We start from the raw sequence: 19,697 nt of genomic DNA, 5'->3' as shown, positions 1-19,697 counted from the left end.
AGGTTGCGGATTCGGCTGCGGGCGACTACATTCAGGTGCGAGATTCGGAGCTGCCCATGAAGAAAACCGTTCCTGCGGAATCCGCCTCTGTGTCTATCGACGCGAAGATCAACGAGCTTGGAGACTGGCGCGGGAAGACGCTCGCGAAGGTGCGCGCGATCATCCACAAGGCAGACCCTGAGATCGTCGAAGAGTGGAAGTGGAGAGGCACGCCCGTCTTCTCCCATGCCGGCATCGTCTGCACGGGAGAGACCTACAAAAACGCCGTGAAGATGACCTTTGCAAAGGGAGCGGCGCTCGAGGACCCCTCCGGTCTGTTCAACTCCAGCCTTGAGGGGAATGTGAGGCGCGCCATCGATTTCCATGAAGGCGACAGGATCGACGAGGCGGCCCTGAAGGATCTGATCCGCGCCGCCGTGGCGCTCAACCTTGCGGGGAAAAGCAGAAACAGGTTGTAACTCCGTCCTGGGTTTACCGGCAGATTTTCAGAATCGAGACCGGAATCGAGAACTGCAGATCTCTCCGCTGCGTGGCCGGTTGCGCGGCTACTTCGGTCGGGATGAAAAGTTTAAGGGTGTGCATGCCGTTTAAGAGTATGCATACCACGTCCGAAAATCCGGACGTGGGGCACCCCAATATCCGGCCTCTGCTCTGAAGGAACGCTCACTTCTTTTCGTTCTGTCCCTTCTCCTGTTCGAGGGCGAGATCGGCGGCGGAGGGTGGAACGAGCGGCGTGGTGATCTGGTCGAGGTAGTCGGTCGCGCCGTCGATGCGCTCGAGCACCGGGTAGCGCTCGCCCCCGTGGTAGTCGATGTCGGCGGTGGAGACGTAGCTGTCGGACTGCAGGATGAGATGGATGGGCGCGGTGGCGGTCTTCGCCTCGCGAATGGCGTTCCGCAGAGCGTCGGCGGAAAAGACCTGATCGTTGACGGCGAGGATTTTTTCGCCGGGAGCGATGCGCGCCTTGTCGGCGGGGCCGTTCCAGAGCACGTCGGAGATTTCACCGTCGGAGCGCAGGCGCAGACCGATGGAGTACCAGCAGTTGATGCTGCCGCCGCGCCGTGAGCCGACGGAGGCCATCAGCTTCTCGGAGGGGTTGGGCTTGTCAGTGTAGACGAGGCGATAACCGCCGCGCTCGATGCCTTCAAGATCGGCGCGAGGGTTGATGTTGTCGACGCGGTCGTGGAGGAACTTCGCCCAGTCGTAGGGCACGACCTGATTGAGATCGGCGACCAGCTCGTCGAAGGTGTAGGGCACGATCATGGGACCGGTGTTGCCGCCTTTGGCGAGGAAGATGTGCAGAAAGTCGGTGAGCGACTTTTTGTCATCCGTCATTTTGCGAATGAGCGTATCGGCGTCGAGCCAGAGCAGCTCGCCTTCCTGGTAATAGTCCTGGCCGCGCTTCCAATTGGCCCATGCGGGGCTGCCTCCGCGCAGGATGCTGGCGGCGACGGCGGTGTCTTCGGTGGAGCGCCACTCGCGGCCCGGCTTGTTATCGAGGTTGGCGGCTGACATGGCGAGCAGGTCGCGGTACTGCGCCTGGGATTTGAGTCCGGAGCGCGCGGCGAGGACGTTGCCGAGGTACTGCGTCATGCCCTCGTAGACCCAGAGCAGAGCGCCCTGCTGCGGCGTGGCGAAGTCGGGCTGATAAAGGCCGACGGGGCGGCGGTATTTGCCGTTCCATGAGTGGGTAAACTCGTGCGCGAGGAGATCGGCCTCGGCGAGCTGATGCGCGGGATCGGCATAGCCCTTTTCGCCGACGCCGTTGTCGGAGGACTGGCCGTGCTCGAGGCCTTCGCCGCCGGCCACGTCAGAGAGCGTGAGCAGGAAGTGGTACTCGTGATAGTGGTGCGAGGCATAGGCGGTGCCGGCCTCGCGGACGAGGCGGGAAATCTCGGAGAGCAGCGCGGGGCGCAGGTTCGAGTCTTCAGGGTAGTCGGAGACGACATCGATGTAGTGCTTCGGAGTGATGTCGGGCGCGAGCGCGAATTCGTGGAAGTACTGGCCGGTGATGATGGGCGAGTCTTCAAGCTGCTCGACATTGGTGGCGGCGAAACGCGTGGTGCTGCCGGAGGCGGGCACAGGCCAGGAGCCTGCGTCGACGGGCGTGAGCGCGGTGCCGACTCCCCAGCCCGCGGGCACGATGAGCGAAGGCTGCACGGGGATATCGCGGACGGGAATGTGCGCGGGGTAGAGCAGCAGCTTCTCCCACTCGAGCACGGCAAGCTTCTGCGAGACGCGCGCGAGGACGATGCAGTCGAGATGCGCGTGGAGACGGGTAACGCCCTGCGGGATGTTGAGGTGGAACTCGTAGAGATCGACGTCGTCGCGGCGCCAGGGAATGGGCTTGCCGTTGATGGTGAAGACGACGCCGGTGATGTCCTCGGCCGGGCCGGTGGGGCGATGGTTGCCGGGAATCCACTGCGGCGTGGTGAGAGTGAGCGGGCCAGGCGATACGGGCAGATCGACCTCGGCGTGGTAGAGCTTACGCGGCGCGTCAGAGAGATCGGCGGTGATGCGGATGGGTTCGTTCGACTGCGCTAGGGCGGGCACCGCGACGGATGCGGCAAGGACAAGGCTGAAAGGCAGTACGGAACGAAAGAGTCGCATAAGGCGTTCCCCCGAGAGGTGAGTTGGTGAGGCCGGGCCGTATAGAATGCGGTGCTGCGCGGAAGTGTGATTTTAGCAAAGAGGCAGGCGCAGGGCACAGAGCGCAGAGCGCAGAGTTGGACGACTGACCCGCATCTGAAGTTCCGGATGTGGTGAAAATCTGGTGTGGGGTATTTGGCTCGATGAGCGGAGGCTGAGGGCTTCGAACTCGGAGGCGGCGAAGAGAATGAGGCCATGCGGGTCTCCGCATGCGGCGTGTGAAGGGTGGGATAATGGAAGAAGGGATATGCCGCTTCGATTCAACAATACGATTGCCGTGGCCATGTCGGGTGGAGTGGACTCCTCGACGGTGGCGGCGATGCTGCGCGATGAGGGCTACGAGCTGGTGGGGCTGACGCTGCAGCTCTGGAACCAGCGGCGGCTTGCCGGTAAGGAAGGCATGCCGGAGCAGGTGCAGGGGCGATGCTGCTCGCTCGATGATGTATACGACGCGCGGCGCGTGGCTGAGGCGCTGGAGATTCCCTACTACGTGGTGAACGAGCAGGAGCGCTTCGAGCAGGATGTGGTGCGGCCGTTCGTGTCGGAGTATCTGGCGGGGCGGACACCGATTCCCTGCTCGCTGTGCAACAACCATCTGAAGTTCGATCAGCTGCTGGTGCGGGCGCGGCAGATTGGCGCGGACCGCATTGCGACGGGACACTACGCGCGCAACGAGTACGATCCGGCGCGGGATCGCTGGATTCTGAAGCGGCCGGCGGATACGAGCAAGGACCAGACGTACTTTCTCTTCGGACTGACGCAGGAGCAGCTGTCGCGGACGCTGTTTCCGCTGGGCGGATATACGAAGCCGCAGGTGCGCGAGATTGCGGCGCAGCATGCGCTGGCGATCGCGGTGAAGCCGGACTCGCAGGAGATCTGCTTCGTGCCGGGCGGCGATTACAAGCAGTTCATCGACGCGTATCTGGAGGAGCAGGGCGAGACGATTCCGGATACGGCGGGCGAGCTGGTGAGCACGTCGGGCGAGGTGATCGGACGGCACACGGGGATTCATAACTTCACGATCGGACAGCGCAAGGGTCTGGGCGTGTCGTCGCCGAATCCGCTGTATGTGATTCAGATCGATCATGACTCGCATCGCGTGACGGTGGGCGCCGATGCGGAAGCGACCACGCGGACGCTGCGCGCGGGGCAGCTGAACTGGATCTCGATTGCAAAGCTCGACGGCGAGATGCGGGTGCGGGCGAAGATTCGCCATCGGCACGAGCCGGCATCAGCGACACTGCGCATGACGGGACCGGATGAGGTGGAAGCGGTCTTCGACGAGCCGCAGCGCGCGGTCACGCCGGGCCAGGCGGCCGTGTTCTTCGACGGCGAGGAAGTGGTTGGCGGGGGATGGATTTTGTAACCGATATTGTTACGGTTTAAGACAAAAACCCCGGAGAGCGCTCTCCGGGGTTTTATTTTTTGCACTTATCTTTCCTGCACGGAGTTGACGAGGTCGCGCAGCGGCTGGAGCACGGTGAAGCGGACCCCGCATTGAAGCCTGCCGGCCTGATCGAGCAGAGCGAGCTGGCGGGCCTTCCACCCCTGCGGCGCAGGCTGACCGGATGACAGGTAAGAGACGGCCTCGCTGCCGAGGGTACCGAGCCGGGCAAGCTGCTCGGCGCGCGGGCGGGTGCGGGCAAGGATGGGCGAGTTGGCCATCATGCGCAGCAGATCGGGCTCGGCAGCGATCCATGCGTCGAAGATGCCGGTGAGCTGCGTCTGTCCGGCTTCGGCGGCGACGGGGTCCTGCAGATAATCGGCGACCAGATGCTCGAAGTCGTGGCGCGAGGGCGGATCGGGCGGAAGAACGAAGGTCAGCGCGCTGAAGGGCGAGAGCGTGGTGCGGTGTTCGGAGGCGATGCCGCTGAAGTCGGGCGGCTGAAGCACGGAGACGAAGGTGCGCAGCGCGTTCATATCGCCGGCTTCTTCGGAGGATGGTCCGGCAAGACGGCGAAGACCGATCTTCTCCTGCGAGAGATGAGTGAGGCCGAAGGATTCGAGACGAATGGATTCGGCGGCGAGGCGGCGGTACATATCGTCGACGTTGTTGACGCCCTGCGGCGACCAGAGACGCTCGGCGATGGCGGCGGTACGGGGCCAGATGCGCGAGTCGACGACATCGCCGTTGACATACTCGGCCCACATGCAGGCTTCGCCGCCGAGGATGCGCGCCTGCTGATCGGCGGTGAGATCGCTCTTTGCGGGGATGGGATCGACGAGGTAGTGATCTTCGGCGGAGTCCATGTGATCGAGATAGTAGCCGGCGGAGAGGATGCCGCTGTAGCCCTGCTTTGCCCCGGCGGCGAGCGAGTCGAAGCCGCGCCAGCTCTGCACGACGATGTCCTTAGGCAGATCGGGAGTAAGGATCTCGTCCCAGCCGACCATGCGCTTGTCGTGCTTCTTCAGAATTTGTAACAGCTTCTGATTGAAATAGTTCTGCAGCGCCGCGGTGTCCTTCAGATTGTGATCGTGCATAAAGGTTTGGATGCGCGGGTTCTGCTTCCACTCGACGCCGTTGTTCTCGTCGCCGCCGATGTGCATGTACGGGTCGGGAAAGATGGCGGCCATCTCTCCGATGAAGGCGTCGATGAATTTATAGGTGCTGTCGCGCGTGGGGTCCATGACGGGATCGAAGACGCCGAAGCGGCGCTCGATGTGGAAGGGACCAGGGCCGCCGGCGAGATCGGGGTAGCCGACCAGCCAGGAGCCGGTGTGGCCCGGCATGTCGAACTCAGGCACGACGCGGATGCCGCGGTCGCGCGCATAAGCGACCAGCTCCCTTGCCTGATCCTGCGTGTAGAAGAGGCCGTCGGAGCCGTCTTCGGTCAGCTTCGGAAAGAGTTTGCTCTCGATGCGGAAGCCCTGATCTTCAGTGAGATGCCAGTGGAAGACGTTCATTTTGACGGCAGCCATGGCGTCGAGGGTGCGCAGCAGAACAGGAAAAGGAATGAAGTGGCGGCCGCAGTCGATCATGAGGCCGCGCCAGCGGAAGCGCGGGGCATCCTGAATGGAGACAGCGGGCAGGATGAACTGCTCGCCATCGGGCTGCACGAGCTGCAGCAGCGTTTCAAGGCCATGCATGGCTCCGATGTCGGTGGCGGCGTGGAGATGGGCGCCGGAGGGCGTGACGTCGAGCGAGTAGGACTCGTTCTCGTCGTCGGACTGAATGGCCTCGCCGGGGCCGTCGACATCAACAGTGAGCGTGGCGGAGGCGCTGTCGGCGGGAAGATTCGCGATGAGCAGGCCGGTGCGCTCTTTGAGCCGGTTGAGGGCACGGGTGACGGCGTGGTCGAGGCGCGCGTCGTGGAAGTGCCCTTCGACGGTGGTGAAGGACGGCGTGATGACGAGTGCGCCCGGCTGTTCGGTGAGATGTGCGGGCTGCGGCATGAGGGTGTTGACGAAGACGGAGGGCGAAGGCTGGGCAGAAGCGGGATTCTGAACAGGAGTCTTTGCGGATGCCATGGCGATGGTCCCGGAGAGGATGGCGATTGCGATGGGAAGTCTCACGTTGGGCTCTCTCTTTGGTCAGCGAGGTTCGGCAACACGGCGCGACGGCACTCCCTGCGCCATAGATGACTATACAGCGGAGAAATCCGGGATGCGGCGAAGGGGCAGACGGGCGCGGCGAAGGCCGCGATGCGGGAGCGATGCGCGAGGTCTGTATACTTTTCCCTTTCATGCCTGCGGAGGCTTTGCTCATGCTTCGTGCTTTTCGCGCGCCGGCCGGATGGATGGTTCCGGCGGCGGTTCTCGCTCTCGCTTCCCTTCTCCCTGTACAAAGCAGTGCGGCACAAAATCATGCACAGCCCGACCAGCCGGCGAAGGCGCTGGCGCGGAGCATTCTGCAGCAGCTGATCGAGATCAACACGACGGATTCGGCGGGCAGCGTGAGCGCCACGTCGAAGGCGATGGAGCAGCGGCTGCTCGACGGAGGATTTGCCAAAGAGGATATCTTCCTGGGCGGCCCGACGGATCGCAAGCAGAACCTGGTGGTGCGCTATCGCGGCACGGGACAGAAGAAGCCGGTTCTGTTTCTCTGCCACGAAGACGTGGTGGAGGCGCGGCGCGAGGACTGGACGACCGACCCCTTCCGGCTCATTGAGAAGGACGGCTACTTTTACGGGCGCGGCACGCAGGACATGAAAGACAACGACGCCATTCTGGTGACGGCCTTTCTGCTGCTGAAGAAGGAAGGCTACCGGCCGGACCGCGATCTGATTCTGGCGCTGACGGCGGATGAGGAGGGCGGCTCGTCGAATGGCGTGGACTGGCTGCTGAAGACGCATCGCAGCCTGATCGGCGATCCGGCATTCGTGATCAATCCGGACGGCGGCGGTGTCGATCTGCAGAACGGGCGGGCGATCTCGGTCGACATGGACGCAACGGAGAAGCTGTATGCGGACTTTCAACTGAGGACGACGAATCCCGGAGGGCACAGCTCGCTGCCGGTGCCGGACAATGCGATCTATCACCTGGCCGATGCGCTTGAACGATTGCAGCATTACACGTTTCCCGCGGAGCTGAATGCGGTGACGCGCGCGTACTTCGAGAAGCTGAGCACGATCGAGCACGGACAGCGGGCGGAGGATATTCGCGCCATTCTGAAGCCGTCGCCCGACGCATTGGCGATTGCGCGGCTGTCGGCGGTGAGTCCGGAGTGGAACTCGATTCTGCACACGACGTGTGTGGCGACGCGGCTGCTGGCCGGCCATGCCAACAACGCGCTGCCGCAGACGGCGCAGGCCAACGTGAACTGCCGTATTCTGCCGGGGCATTCGCGCGAGGAGACGCGCCAGGCGCTGATCCGCATCGTGGCCGATGCAGCGGTGAGCGTGCGCTATGTGGATGACGCGGGCAATGTGCACGACACGGCTCCGGAGTCGAAGGGCTTCCCGCCGCCGCCGCTGACGCCGGAGGTGATTGCACCACTCGAAAAGCTGGCAGCGACGATGTGGCCGGGCGCTCCGGTGATTCCCACGATGGCGACGGGCGCCTCCGACAGCGTGTATACGGAGGCGCTGGGGATGCCGTCGTACGGCATTTCGGGCATTGCGCTGGAGACGAACGATGTGCGCGCGCACGGCAAAGATGAGCGGCTGCCGGTCTCGTCGTATTATCGGGGCCTTCAGTTCTATTACGAATACGTGAAGATGCTGAGCGGCGGCCAGTAGACGAGCGCGGGCGGCGCCTTCTGCCCGCTTTTGCGGCTGTATGATCGAAGGCACCGAAGAGACAAAGGGGAAGACGATCCTGAATACGGCACCGCGAGCTTCTTCGATTGAGGTAGTGGACTCTCACACGGCGGGCGAGCCGACACGCGTGGTGCTGGGCGGCGGTCCGGATGTGGGCCGCGGAGCGCTGCGGGAGCGGCTGCGGCGGCTGGCGGAGCAGCATGACGATTTTCGCTCGGCGGTGGTGAATGAACCGCGCGGCTCGGATGTGATCGTAGGCGCGCTGCTGTGCGAGCCCTTTGACCCGCAGTGCGCGGCCGGAGTGATCTTCTTCAACAATGTCGGCTATCTGGGCATGTGCGGGCACGGCACGATCGGGCTGATGGTGACGCTTGCGCACCTGGGCCGCATTGCGCCGGGCGAGCACCGGATCGAGACGCCGGTGGGGGTGGTGAAGGCGACGCTGCATGACGGCGGCAGAGTCACGGTGGAGAATGTGGCGAGCTACCGCCATCGCGCCGGGGTTGTGGTCGATGTGCCGGGCTACGGCGCGGTGAAGGGCGATATCGCCTGGGGCGGCAACTGGTTTTTTCTGGTGGAGCATCCTCCTGTGACGGTGAGCTTCGCGCAGGTGGATGCGCTGACGGAGTTTTCCTGGATGCTGCGCCGGGCGCTTGAAAGCAACGGCATCACCGGAGCCGAGGGCGCGGTGATCGATCACATCGAGCTGTTTTCGCCATCACCGGCTGCGGGCGTGGACAGCAGAAACTTTGTGCTGTGTCCGGGAAAGGCGTATGACCGCTCGCCGTGCGGCACGGGCACGAGCGCGAAGATGGCCTGTCTGCACGCGGACGGAAAGCTGGCGCCGGGCGCGGTGTGGCGGCAGGAAGGGATTCTGGGCACGGTCTTCGAGGGCACATACGCGCTGCGCGAGGGGCGCGTGATTCCGAGCGTAAGCGGCTCTGCCTGGGTGACGGCGGAGGCGAGGCTGATTCTCGATCCGCTGGACCCGTTCCGGACAGGCATCCGGCAGGCCTGATGCTGCGTATGAGAGCTCTTTCGGCAGAGACAGTTTTTGACGCCGTGATCGCCGGCGCAGGCATTGTGGGCGCGGCCTGCGCTCTCGAATGCGCGCAGCGCGGGCTGCGCGTGGCGGTGGTGGAGAGCCGGGCGATTGCAGGCGGCGCAACCGGCGCGGCGATGGGACATATTGTGGCGCTCGACGACTCCCCGATGCAGCTTGCGCTGACGCGCTGGTCGCAGAGGCTGTGGAGCGAGCTGGCTCCGCGGCTTCCGGAGAGCGCGCAGTACCGGGAGTGCGGCACGATCTGGCTGGCGCGCGATGAGCAGGAGATGGAAGAGGTCCGGCGAAAGAAGCGGACCTTCGATGCTGCAGGCATTCCGGCGGAGGTTCTGGATGGCGATGCGCTGGCCGGGGCGGAGCCGCACCTTGCGCGTCCGCTGGCCGGAGGGCTGATGGCTCCGCTCGATGCGGTGGTACAGGCCGCGAGCGCGACGGAGTGGCTGGTGGCGGAGGCTGCGCGGCTGGGCGCGAAGCTGTATCTGCCGCAGACGGTGACGGAGGCGCGCGAGGGACGCGTGCTGCTGCGGGACGGAACGGCGCTGCGGGCGCGATGGATTGTGCTGGCCGGGGGAACGGATGGGCTGGAGCTGACGCCTGCGCTTCCCATACGGCGGCGCAAAGGACATCTGATCCTGGCCGAGTGCGCGCCGGGGTTTATGCGGCATCAGCTGGTGGAGCTGGGATATCTGAAGAGCGCGCATGCGCTGGAGGGCGATTCGGTCGCCTTCAATGTGCAGCCGCGTCCGCCGGGGCAGATTCTGATCGGCTCGTCGCGGCAGTACGATGCGGCCGGAGACGAAGTGGAGGAGCGCATCGTAACGGAGATGCTGGAGCGGGCGGAGGCATTTCTTCCCGGCGTTCGCGAGCTGCGCGTGGTGCGGATGTGGACGGGCTTTCGCGCCGCGACGGCGGATAAGCTTCCGCTGATTGGCCCGTGGGGCGAGGATGCGACGCTGTTTGTGGCCAATGGGCATGAGGGGCTGGGGATCACGACGTCGTTAGCGACGGCGCGGCTGCTGGTGGACCGGCTGCTGGGCGAGCGCTCGCCCATCGACAGCGATGCGTATCTGCCCTCGCGGTTTGCGGGGCACGGCGGAAGAGCATGAGAATGCAGAAGCGGAGGAAGAGACGATGAAGTGGCACGGCGTTATGCCCGCGATGACGACCTGTTTCGATGAGCGGCTGAAGGTCGATCATGCCTTTATGACCCGGCACGCGCAGTGGATGCTGGAAAACGGATGCACGGGCATCATCTCGCTCGGCTCGCTCGGCGAGGCGGCGACGCTGCGCTTCGAGGAGAAGACGGCGATTCTGAAGAACATGGCTGCGGCCACCGCGGGACGCGCTCCGGTAGTGGCCGCCATCTCCGCGCTTTCGACCGATGAGGCGGTGGAGCTGGCGAAGACCGCAGCAGACGCGGGCTGCGAGGGTCTGATGGTGCTGCCTCCGTATGTTTACAAGGGCGACTGGCGGGAGATGAAGGCGCATGTGACGGCGGTGTTCGCGGCGACGCCGCTCTCCTGCATGCTCTACAACAATCCCGTGGCTTACGGGACGGATTTTCTTCCCGAGCAGATTGCGGAGCTGGCGGCGGAGTACGGCAACTTTGCCGCGGTGAAGGAATCGAGCACCGACGTGCGGCGGGTGACGGCGATTCGCGCGCTGCTGGATAACCGCCTGCAGCTCTTTGTGGGTGTGGACGATGCGATCGTCGAGGGCATCGCGGCGGGGGCGCGGGGATGGGTGGCCGGGCTGGTGAATGCCTTTCCCAGGGAATCGGTCGCGCTGTTCGAGCATGCCGCCGCGGGGCGCGATCGGGAGGCCTTCGAGCTGTACCGCTGGTTTTTGCCGCTGCTGCGCATGGACACGGTGCCGAAGTTCATTCAGATGATCAAGCAGGTGCAGCAGGAAGCTGGCATCGGCAATGCGCGGGTGCGCCTGCCGCGGCTCGAAGTGACGGGAGCGGAGCTGGCGGCGGTGCGCGAGGCTGTGGCGCAGGCGCTGAAGACGCAGCCCGCGGTGCGCAGCCTGGCGTTTGCCACGGCGTAGTCCTTTCCGCGAGACTGGAAGAGAAGCAAAACGAGGAGACGCATGGAACTTTCCGGGCATTCCCTGATTGCGGGCACGCGCGCCAACGGCGCGGGAACCGCATTTCGCGCTGTCAATCCAGCCACCGGCCAGACGATCGAGCCTGACTTCTTTCCGGCAACGGCGAAGGACGTGGATGCGGCGGCGGAGGCGGCACAGGCTGCGCTTGCCACATACGGCCGTCTTTCCGGAGGCGAGCGGGCGAAGTTTCTGCGCACCATCGCCGATGGGCTGGATGCCGCGTCGGCGGAGCTGGTGGCACGGGCACAACTGGAGACGGCGCTGCCGCAGCCACGGCTGCAGGGCGAAGTGGCCCGCACCAGCAATCAGCTCCGGTTGTTTGCGGGGCTGATCGAAGAGGGATCGTGGGTGAATGCGCGCATCGATACGGCGCTGCCGGAGCGCAAGCCGCTGCCCCGCCCCGATCTGCGCTCGATGCTGCGGCCGCTGGGTCCGGTCGCGGTCTTTGGCGCGAGCAATTTTCCGCTGGCCTTTTCGGTCGCGGGCGGAGACACGGCCTCGGCGCTGGCGGGCGGCAATCCGGTGATCGTGAAGGCGCATCCGGCGCATCCGGGAACAAGCGAGCTGGCGGCGCAGGTGATTGCCGAAGCGGCGCGGGCGTGCGGTCTGCCGGGCGGCGTGTTTTCGCTGCTCCTCGACGCGGGCATCGAGGTCGGCAAAGCGCTGGTGCAGCATCCGGAGGTAAAGGCCGCGGGATTTACCGGCTCACACACGGCGGGACGCGCGCTGATGGACCTGGCGGCGCAGCGCCACGAGCCGATTCCCTGCTTTACGGAGATGAGCAGCACCAACCCGGTGTTCATTCTGCCGGGAGCGCTGCGGGAGCGGGGCGCGCAGATCGCGACCGGGCTGCACGGGTCGTTCACGCTGGGCGCAGGACAGTTCTGCACCAAGCCGGGCATGGTCTTTCTGCCGAAGCAGGAGGGGCAGGATGCGTTTCTTGCCGAGCTGCGCAAGCTGACGGCAGGAAGCCAGGCATTCACGCTGCTGACGCCGGGCATTGCGGCCAGCTACCGGCGCGCGCTCGAAAAGCGGCTGGCCGATGCGCGGCTGCAGACGAGCACAGGCACGGAGGCGGCAAACTCCTGCCAGGCGACGGCGGCTCTGCTGGAGACGGAGATCGACACGTTCCTTGCCGATCCGTCGCTCAGCGATGAGATCTTCGGCCCGGATACGCTGATCGTGCATTACGGCGAGCGTGAGGCGATGCTGCGCGCGGCTGCGCAGCTGCAGGGACATCTGACGGCGACGCTGCTGGGCACTCCGGAGGACCTGGCCGCGTATCAGGATCTGATTGCGATTCTGGAACGCAAAGTGGGGCGCATTCTCTTCAACGGATTTCCGACCGGCGTTGAGGTCTCGCATGCGATGGTGCATGGCGGGCCGTATCCGGCAACGTCGGACAGCCGGTTTACCTCGGTCGGCAGCCAGGCGATTCTGCGCTTTGCGCGGCCGGTGTGCTGGCAGGGATTTCCGCAGGCTTCGCTGCCGGCGGAGCTGCAGAATGAGAACCCGCTCGGCATTCTGCGCATGATCGACGGCGATCTGACACGGAGCGCCGTGGCTGTGCCCGTGGCCGGATAACGGGCTTTCAACAGCGAATCACGACTGATTCACAAAAAAACCGCAGACGGAGATCGATGGCCGTCTGCGGTTTTGCTGTTTCTGCGCCGGTCTTCAGAAGAGCAGCTTCGCTCCGAACTGAATCTGCCGCGAGGTGGTCGAGGTGGCGGTGATGACGCCCGCGGTCGGCGAGATGCCGGAGGTCGCCGAAGTGTAGACGACTTCATTCGGCGTGAGGAAGTTGCTGTGATTGAGGACGTTAAAGAACTCGGCGCGGAACTGCAGGCGCAGACGCTCGGTCAGCTCGGTGTTCTTGCGCAGAGAGAGATCGAAGGTGCCGAGGCCGGGGCCGGTGAGCGAATCGCGACCGACATTGCCGTAGGTGTAATCGGTATTCGCTCCGATCTGGGTTTTATCCGGCAGCACGAAGGCCTCGGGGTTGAAGAACTGCGCGACGGTGTGCGGATAGAGGCTGCCGCGGAAGGCCGGATTCCATGAGGGACGGACCGGATTGCGGGTATCGCCATTGCCGACCGGGTTGTAGCCGAGCTGCGGGCTGAAGGGAAAGCCGGACTGCACGGTAAGAATGCCGCTGGCCGACCATCCGCTGACGGCGAGGCGCACGGGCGCGGGACCGCTGTTGAGAAAGCGGTGCTGGCCGCCGACGGGCAGCTCCCAGGTGGCATTGACGGAGGCGCTGTGACGCACGTCGGCCGCCGACGGGCCCCAGTCGCGGAGGGGATCGAGGGGAAACTCGACGTAGGCCGGAGTGTTGCCGCTGACGCTGGTGTTCCATGCGGAGCCGTCGTCGAGGTTCTTCGACCAGGTGTAGTTGCCGCGGAACTGCAGGCCGTGAGCGAGGCTGTGGCGCACATCGACTTCGAGCGCGTTGTAGAGCCCGACGCCGTGCGAGACCCAGGAGGTGGAGTTGGCGAGGCCTGGGTTGGCGTTCGCGCTGGAGGGATAGTAGGGCTGGCCGCCGACGTAGACGGGGACGGGCTCGTTCTCGTCCTCGGAGAGGATCTGATGGTAGCTGTGCCAGCCGACGTAACCGACGGTGAGCGCGGTGGACGGATTGAGCGCCTGCTCGACGCGGAGGTCCCAGGAGAGGATGGTCGGCGTCTGGATATCGGTCTGCACGTTGCTGGGCGAGATGAGGCCGCCGGAGGGCAGGGCTTCTCCGGGCGTGATGTGCAGCGCGCAGACGGAGGTGTTTTTGATGCTGAGCGTGGTGTTGTACGGCGCGGACTGATCGAGGCGGTAATCGAGCGTGTCGAGCAGGCCGTGATAGACGCCGAAGCCGCCGCGTATCGCGGTTTTGCCGTTGCCCAGGAGATCCCAGGCGAAGCCAAGGCGAGGCTCGGGAAGAAACTTCGCGCGGTTGTCGGTGAGCGCGGAGCTGCCGATGCGCGGGCTGCCGGCGAGAATGCCGTCGACGAGCAGGTAGTTCGAAGCGCGGTTGTGCGCTTCATTCCATCCGTTGGTCGATTCGGCGCGCAGGCCGGCGCGCAGCTCGAAGCGGGGCGTGACCTTGAAGGTGTCCTCGATGAAGGCCGCGCCTTCGATGGAGCGCCAGCCTAATTCTGTCGGCGAAGGCACGACGGTGAAGGTGGCGACGGAGCCGGAGAGGAATTTTGCCAGCGTGCTGAAGGATGCCTGGCCGTACTGGTTCTGCGCGAGATTGTCGTTGGACTGAATCTGCTGCAGCCAGCCGCCGGCTTCGATCTGATGGCGGCCGTGCGACCAGTAGATGTGATCGTCGTAGGTAAAGAGATTGCGCGCGGTGGCGTTGTCGCTGCCGACGTTGCTGCCGGCGAGGGTGATCTGCGAGGCGCCGTTCGAGGCGGTGCTGCCGCTGATGACGATGGCGCCGATGGGGCGGCCGTCGACCCATCCGGCGATATCGACCGGAACCGAGCCGGTGAAGAAGTAGCTGGCGCGGGAGAAGCCGAGGCGCGCGGTGTTGAGCAGGCTGGCGGAGAAGACATGCTGCTCCTGCACGCTGGCGACCTGTTCGCGCAGGCTCTCGTTCACGAGGCTGAGCGGGTTGGCGCTGGGCGTATTGGCGGCGCTGTCGTCAACGGTATAGACGGCGAAGAGCAGATCCTTTTGCCCGATGTTGTCGTCGAAGCGCGTGGTGCCGAAGTCTTCGCGGATGCGCTGCATGGGATGGCTGTAGGCCTCGGCGATGCCGCTGGGCTGGCCGCCGCTGAGCAGCTCAGGACCGTTGGCGACGGGCCAGAGCGCGAGCAGTGGCTGCACGGAGGCGACGGCCGCGGCGCGGGAGGTGTTGTCGGGCACGAAGGTTACGTCGCTGAGATCGAGGTTCTGACGGAAGCCTTCGTAGTTACCGAAGAGCAGCAGCTTGTCTTTGCGGAGCGGGCCGCCGAGCGAGCCGCCGAACTGGTTGCGCTGGAATTCGGGAATGGAGTCGACATCGAAGTAGTTGCGGGCGTCGAGCGCGCTGTTGCGGAGGAACTCGTACGCGGCGCCGTGAAGCTGATTGGTGCCGGAGGTGGTGACGATGCTGACCTGCGCGCCTTCGCGCTTGCCGTAGCTGGCTCCGTAAGCGTCGGAGACTACGTTGAATTCGCGGACGGCGTCGACGCCGAGGAGCTGGCCGCTGGTGCCTCCGGGCGTGACATTGATGAGCGAGGCGCCGGTGTACTCGATGCCGTTGAGCAGGAAGAGATTGTCCTGCGGGCGATGGCCGGAGACGGAGAACATGTTGCCGACCGAGGAGTTCGATGTTCCGATGCCGCCGGAGCGCTCGGCGGTGTAATTGACGGTCGCCGGGTTGAGGGTCATCAGACCGTCGTAGCTGCGGCCGTTGAGGGGCAGCTCCTTGACCTGGCGCTCGTCGATGAGGCCGGAGGTCTGCTGCGTGGTGGTGTTGACGGCGGGCGTGGTGGCGCTGACCAGCACCTGCTGCTGCACGGCGCTGACGCCGAGGGTGAAGTTCACCACCAGGTTCTGGCCGATGACGAGCGCAATGCCGCTGCGCTCCTGCGGGGCAAAGCCGTCGCGCGTGACATGAACGGAGTAGTTGCCGACCGGAACCGAGGGCGCGGCGTAGTTGCCATCGGCCCTGGTAACAACATTGCGCGTGTTGCCGGTTTCGAGATTGAGCACGGTGACGCTGGCGCCGGAGATGGCCGCGCCGGCTGTGTCCACCACCGTGCCGCTGATCGAGCCGCCGACGATCTGAGCATGCGCGGCCACGAAGGACACCAGCAGCGCGGGTATTACGGCCATGCTTCGGATAAAGGAAAATGCAACGTTTCGATGCGTATTCACCGGATCTCCTGAAGAGTGCACATGCCGCGTACGGGCGGTGTGCGGTAAACAATGTTTGAGCTTATGGAAGGAAAAAATGAGAAGCAGCGGGAATGGAGCGCTGCGAGGCGACCGCTACGAGCGGCGACAACAGGTACAACAGGCGCGAAGAGAGCGCATCACGGGTGCACCACCCGGTAGGCGCCGAGGATGAGCCCCAGCGTGATGACGGCGATGGCGATTTCGCCGAGAACGCCGACAACCAGCGGACGCCAGCCCTGAGTGAGCAGGTCGCGCAGGTTGGTGCGCAGGCCGACACCGGCAAATGCCGGCAGAAAGGCCCAGCGCGAAAGATTACTGAGACTGGTGATCTGCGCCCTGCTGAAGGCGTGCAGAGTGGCCAGGAGCGAAAGCAGCAGAAAGGCGAGGATGAACTTGGGAAACTTCTGCCACAGGAAGACCACCTTGTTCTGCACTTTGGGCGCCTGCGACTGCGAGGCCCAGTAGATGGCGTATCCGAGAACGACAAAACCGATGAAGGAGCTGCGCGCGGTCTTGGAGAGCACGGCGATGTTGCCGGCGGTGTCGGAGTAAAGCGCGCCGGTAACGACGGATTCAGCGGTGTTATCGACGGCGAGGCCGGCCCACATGCCGTAGGCCTGATCGGTCATGTGCAGAGCGTGGCCGATAAACGGAAAGGTGAAGAGAGCCAGCGCGCCGAGGGCGAGAATGGCGGCGATGGCGCAGGAGGTCTCGCGCTCTTCGGAGTCGATGGCTCCCTGCGCGGCCATGATGGCCGAGACGCCGCAGACCGACGATCCCATGGCCAGCAGCGAGGTGAGCTTGGGCGGCAGGTTGAACCATTTGCCCAGGAAGGTCATGAGCGTAAGCGAAAGCGACAGCTCGATGACAACAAGAATCATGCTGAGGCCGCCGAGGTGCGCGAGGTCGGAGAAGAGGAAGCGCGCGCCCAGCAGAATAATGCCGAGCTTAAGCCAGAGCTCATAGGTGGCGATGCCGCGCTGAAAGACTGCGGGCAGGCGGGTGAGATTGGCGACGAGGAGGCCGAGAATGATGGCCCAGAGGACGTACTCGATATTGGGCAGCGGGAGATGGTACTGCAGACGAAGATGCGCGAACCAGCGCTCCAGCACCTTGCCCAGCAGGCCGATGCCGAAGAGCATGGCGATACCGGGCAACAGACCCAGGGCCTGCCGCGCTGTGTTTTGCTGCGAACCTGCTCGCGGCGGTTCTACGGAGGTGCCGACTGCTGTCATCGTGCGACCGGCACCTGTTTCCGCGATCCGGACCGGTGCCGAAACTTCGTCAAAAAGACTTCCACCAAAACTCTCTTACCAGGGAATCGACTTCACAAAGCCGAAGCGGATCAGTGTCGCCAGCAACACCGCGATGCCGATTGCCCAGGCATCCACATTGACGCGCCGTCCTGTTACCACGCTGCTGCTCATATATTTCTCCCCAAAAGCTAAAAACCCATGTCAGCGCCGGGGCTGACATGGGTTCCTGAACCTTATGCGAATTTAGTTCGCTTTATATCAGGGCTTTGTCAGCACGGCAGACGGCTGTGTTGCAACAGATGCAACAGATAGCCGCGGCTGACCGACAAAGCGTCATACCCAGTACGTTATAGAAAACAGAGGATTGCGTCAAGCGGGACGGCAACCGGTCGGGGGCCTTATGCTCAGGAGAACGATGAGCGAATCGGCCGTACTTCTGATTGACTGTCCGGACCAGAAAGGTCTGGTCGCCTCCGTCTCCGGCACCCTGTACCGCTTCGGCGCCAACATTACGCATGCCGACCAGCACCAGGACCACGATGAGGGCCTGTTCTTTATGCGGGTGGAGTGGCTGCTGGAGGGCTTTGATCTGGAGGGATTCCGCGCCGCCTTCCGCGAAGAGGCGAAGCGCTTTCGCATGCGCTGGCGGCTGCACCGAAGCGCCGACCGGCCGCGGGTCGCGCTCTTCGTCTCGCAGCACCTGCACTGCCTGGCCGACCTGCTGCACCGCAACCAGATGGGCGAGCTGAAGTGTTCGGTGCCGCTGGTGGTGAGCAACCATCGCGACGGCGAATCGCTGGCGCGCTTTTACGGCGTGGAGTTCCGGTATATGCCGGTCGATCCGGAAAACCGTGCGGCGGCGGAAGCGGAACAACTGGCGCTGCTGGAAGAGGCAAAGATCGACCTGGTGGTGCTGGCGCGCTACATGCAGATTCTTTCGCCGGAGTTTGTGGCGCGCTATCCGCTGGGCATCATCAATGTGCATCACTCGTTTCTGCCGGCGTTTGTGGGCGCGCGCCCGTATCACGCGGCCTTTCGGCGAGGCGTAAAGCTGATCGGCGCGACGAGCCACTATGTAACCGAAGCGCTGGACGACGGGCCGATCATCGAGCAGGACGTGGCGCGCATCTCGCACCGCGACCAGGTTCCGGACCTGATCGCGCGCGGACGCGATCTGGAGCGCGTGGTGCTCTCACGGGCTGTGGCATGGCATCTGGACCGCCGCATTCTCTGCTACGGCAACAAGACCGTCATCTTCGACTAAGCCAGCAACAGATGCGGCGCGGACGGCTCAGCGCGCATCTTCGAGAGCGAGCACGGCGTAGCCGGTGGCGGCGTCGTCCATAAAATGCGCGGCGTCGGCGCCCGCATCGCGCTGTTTATTGAGCGACCACGCCGGCCAGAAGCCTTCGCCGCCATTCTGATTGCGGCCCAGCCAGGCAAGGCCGCGCCTTACCTGCGGAGTGCGGCGCAGGCCGTTCTCCTCGAGCGCGAGAACGGTCAGCCCCGTGGCATAGCCGTCGCTGCCGGTTGCCAGAGCGGTGTTGTCGCGGCGCTTCCAGGAGCCGAGACCGGTCAGGCTCCAGCCGCCGTCCGGCTGCTGCTTTGCAGCGATGGACTGCAGCAGCGAAGCGCGCTCCTGAGCTGTGAGCAGACCTGGCAGCCTTGCCGAAGCCCACAGCAGAACGATGCGGTTGACGAGCGGCTGCGCTCCATATTCGCGGCCCAGATAGCCACGCAGCTCCTTCACATGGGTGCGAACCTCGGGCTCGTTCTGATAATCGTCCGGCGCGGTGCCCACGGCCAGAGCGGCGAGAGCGGCGCCGTGATACTCCGACTCATTCGACTCCCACGGCGCGTTGTGGAAGTTCAGCCAGATCCACGCGCCCGCGTTTTCTCCGCTGTGGCGCTGCAAGGCCCAGGCTTCCGCAAAGGCCGAACGGGTGAGATCGGTGAGATAGCCGCGGCGGGCGTCATAGCTGGCGAGGATAAGCGCATTCAGCACGGCCTCGGTTCCACGGGACTCGATCGATTTGGTCGGACCCGATTTGCCGTCCTTGTAGAACGGCTCCACATCGTTCCAGAGCGTGACGCGCTTCGCGATGCCGCTGAACATGATGCGCTCGGGCGCGGCAAGCGCGTCCTCTTCGGACGGCGTCCGCAGCGTCTTCCTGGCGAGCGCGTAGGGCAGCACGGTGTGGCACGAGACGCAGACGGTCGCGTGATCGCGCTGCGCTTTAGGCCAGCTCTGCCACCACAGCTCGCGGCTGTCGAGATAGTGAGCGGCCGCGGCCTGATTCCACGAAGGCGCGGAGGCTGCCTGGATGTGACCGGCGAAGGCGATGCCACCTGCAAGCACACCGATGGCGAAGGCCGGAAAGAGCAAAGCGCGGAACTTCACAGAAACACCTCCGTGGATCGACGAAGATACCTTCTGATATCTGCTGTGACGATGGCCCAAACAATCGTTAAAGCGGGGGAGATTACGACACGCACTTATATGCCGGTAAGTATGAGGAACAGGGCGGACTTATTCTTAAT

At 64.4% G+C, this 19,697-nt stretch carries 13 protein-coding genes; 8 read left to right on the top strand and 5 right to left on the bottom strand.

Going from position 1 to position 19,697, the window contains the following annotated elements:
* Positions 1 to 56 precede the first annotated feature (56 nt).
* On the top strand, positions 57 to 458 hold the full coding sequence (locus D0Y96_RS19610) for a DUF1801 domain-containing protein (RefSeq protein WP_117303450.1): 402 nt from the start codon (positions 57 to 59) through the stop codon (positions 456 to 458).
* A 205-nt stretch (positions 459 to 663) separates the two neighbouring features.
* Here D0Y96_RS19610 and D0Y96_RS19605 read toward each other — a convergent pair whose 3' ends face one another.
* The gene (locus D0Y96_RS19605; protein WP_117303448.1) at positions 664 to 2,610 is read right to left on the bottom strand and encodes a M61 family metallopeptidase; all 1,947 of its coding nucleotides are present in this window, start codon (positions 2,608 to 2,610) and stop codon (positions 664 to 666) included.
* A gap of 286 nt (positions 2,611 to 2,896) precedes the next feature.
* Here D0Y96_RS19605 and mnmA point away from each other — a divergent pair, with 286 nt between their 5' ends.
* The gene (gene mnmA / locus D0Y96_RS19600) at positions 2,897 to 4,015 is read left to right on the top strand and encodes a tRNA 2-thiouridine(34) synthase MnmA (protein ID WP_117303446.1); all 1,119 of its coding nucleotides are present in this window, start codon (positions 2,897 to 2,899) and stop codon (positions 4,013 to 4,015) included.
* 65 nt (positions 4,016 to 4,080) lie between these two features.
* Here mnmA and D0Y96_RS19595 read toward each other — a convergent pair whose 3' ends face one another.
* Positions 4,081 to 6,162, bottom strand: coding sequence for a beta-N-acetylhexosaminidase (locus D0Y96_RS19595; protein ID WP_350449127.1), 2,082 nt, complete (start codon positions 6,160 to 6,162; stop codon positions 4,081 to 4,083).
* A 191-nt stretch (positions 6,163 to 6,353) separates the two neighbouring features.
* On the opposite strand from D0Y96_RS19595, the gene D0Y96_RS19590 reads away from it, so the two are divergent.
* Genes D0Y96_RS19590 through D0Y96_RS19570 form a run of 5 tightly spaced genes read left to right on the top strand, consistent with a single transcriptional unit; the run spans position 6,354 to position 12,603 of the window.
* Positions 6,354 to 7,826, top strand: coding sequence for a M20/M25/M40 family metallo-hydrolase (locus D0Y96_RS19590; RefSeq protein WP_252263965.1), 1,473 nt, complete (start codon positions 6,354 to 6,356; stop codon positions 7,824 to 7,826).
* Positions 7,827 to 7,866: 40 nt separating this feature from the next.
* Complete coding sequence (locus D0Y96_RS19585; protein WP_117303444.1) at positions 7,867 to 8,865, top strand: 4-hydroxyproline epimerase; 999 nt, start codon at positions 7,867 to 7,869, stop codon at positions 8,863 to 8,865.
* Positions 8,865 to 10,016: an NAD(P)/FAD-dependent oxidoreductase gene (locus D0Y96_RS19580; RefSeq protein ID WP_252263964.1), complete on the top strand. Its 1,152-nt coding sequence runs from the start codon at positions 8,865 to 8,867 to the stop codon at positions 10,014 to 10,016. The genes D0Y96_RS19585 and D0Y96_RS19580 overlap by 1 nt, the downstream gene beginning before the upstream one ends.
* Positions 10,017 to 10,041: 25 nt before the next feature.
* On the top strand, positions 10,042 to 10,959 hold the full coding sequence (locus D0Y96_RS19575) for a dihydrodipicolinate synthase family protein (protein WP_117303499.1): 918 nt from the start codon (positions 10,042 to 10,044) through the stop codon (positions 10,957 to 10,959).
* Positions 10,960 to 11,001: 42 nt separating this feature from the next.
* Positions 11,002 to 12,603: an aldehyde dehydrogenase (NADP(+)) gene (locus D0Y96_RS19570; RefSeq protein ID WP_117303442.1), complete on the top strand. Its 1,602-nt coding sequence runs from the start codon at positions 11,002 to 11,004 to the stop codon at positions 12,601 to 12,603.
* A gap of 93 nt (positions 12,604 to 12,696) precedes the next feature.
* On the opposite strand, the gene D0Y96_RS19565 is transcribed toward D0Y96_RS19570, so the two are convergent.
* Together D0Y96_RS19565 and D0Y96_RS19560 are read right to left on the bottom strand one after the other, a co-directional pair.
* Positions 12,697 to 15,879 carry a TonB-dependent receptor gene (locus D0Y96_RS19565; protein WP_350449126.1) on the bottom strand — a complete coding sequence of 1,061 codons (3,183 nt, stop codon included), beginning with the start codon at positions 15,877 to 15,879 and terminating at the stop codon, positions 12,697 to 12,699.
* A 158-nt stretch (positions 15,880 to 16,037) separates the two neighbouring features.
* Positions 16,038 to 17,135 carry a YeiH family protein gene (locus D0Y96_RS19560; RefSeq protein ID WP_117303440.1) on the bottom strand — a complete coding sequence of 366 codons (1,098 nt, stop codon included), beginning with the start codon at positions 17,133 to 17,135 and terminating at the stop codon, positions 16,038 to 16,040.
* A gap of 436 nt (positions 17,136 to 17,571) precedes the next feature.
* Between D0Y96_RS19560 and purU the strand changes: the two genes are divergently transcribed.
* The gene (gene purU, locus D0Y96_RS19555) at positions 17,572 to 18,420 is read left to right on the top strand and encodes a formyltetrahydrofolate deformylase (RefSeq protein ID WP_117303438.1); all 849 of its coding nucleotides are present in this window, start codon (positions 17,572 to 17,574) and stop codon (positions 18,418 to 18,420) included.
* A 27-nt stretch (positions 18,421 to 18,447) separates the two neighbouring features.
* Here purU and D0Y96_RS19550 read toward each other — a convergent pair whose 3' ends face one another.
* Positions 18,448 to 19,557 carry a hypothetical protein gene (locus tag D0Y96_RS19550; protein ID WP_117303436.1) on the bottom strand — a complete coding sequence of 370 codons (1,110 nt, stop codon included), beginning with the start codon at positions 19,555 to 19,557 and terminating at the stop codon, positions 18,448 to 18,450.
* Positions 19,558 to 19,697 lie beyond the last annotated feature (140 nt).

This window comes from Paracidobacterium acidisoli, from assembly GCF_003428625.2.
GTDB classification, from domain to species: Bacteria; Acidobacteriota; Terriglobia; order Terriglobales; family Acidobacteriaceae; genus Paracidobacterium; species Paracidobacterium acidisoli.
Note: the sequence above shows the minus strand (reverse complement) of the source record. Positions and strands in the feature narration are given on the sequence as shown.

What these genes read in the sequence shown, in the direction of transcription:
- D0Y96_RS19575 (WP_117303499.1), top strand. Translation starts at nt 10,042, where the DNA reads ATGAAGTGGCACGGCGTTATGCCCGCGATGACGACCTGTTTCGATGAG.
- D0Y96_RS19580 (WP_252263964.1), top strand. Translation starts at nt 8,865, where the DNA reads ATGCTGCGTATGAGAGCTCTTTCGGCAGAGACAGTTTTTGACGCCGTG.
- D0Y96_RS19560 (WP_117303440.1), bottom strand. Translation starts at nt 17,135, where the DNA reads ATGACAGCAGTCGGCACCTCCGTAGAACCGCCGCGAGCAGGTTCGCAG.
- mnmA (WP_117303446.1), top strand. Translation starts at nt 2,897, where the DNA reads ATGCCGCTTCGATTCAACAATACGATTGCCGTGGCCATGTCGGGTGGA.
- D0Y96_RS19605 (WP_117303448.1), bottom strand. Translation starts at nt 2,610, where the DNA reads ATGCGACTCTTTCGTTCCGTACTGCCTTTCAGCCTTGTCCTTGCCGCA.
- purU (WP_117303438.1), top strand. Translation starts at nt 17,572, where the DNA reads ATGAGCGAATCGGCCGTACTTCTGATTGACTGTCCGGACCAGAAAGGT.
- D0Y96_RS19570 (WP_117303442.1), top strand. Translation starts at nt 11,002, where the DNA reads ATGGAACTTTCCGGGCATTCCCTGATTGCGGGCACGCGCGCCAACGGC.
- D0Y96_RS19590 (WP_252263965.1), top strand. Translation starts at nt 6,354, where the DNA reads ATGCTTCGTGCTTTTCGCGCGCCGGCCGGATGGATGGTTCCGGCGGCG.
- D0Y96_RS19610 (WP_117303450.1), top strand. Translation starts at nt 57, where the DNA reads ATGAAGAAAACCGTTCCTGCGGAATCCGCCTCTGTGTCTATCGACGCG.
- D0Y96_RS19585 (WP_117303444.1), top strand. Translation starts at nt 7,867, where the DNA reads ATGATCGAAGGCACCGAAGAGACAAAGGGGAAGACGATCCTGAATACG.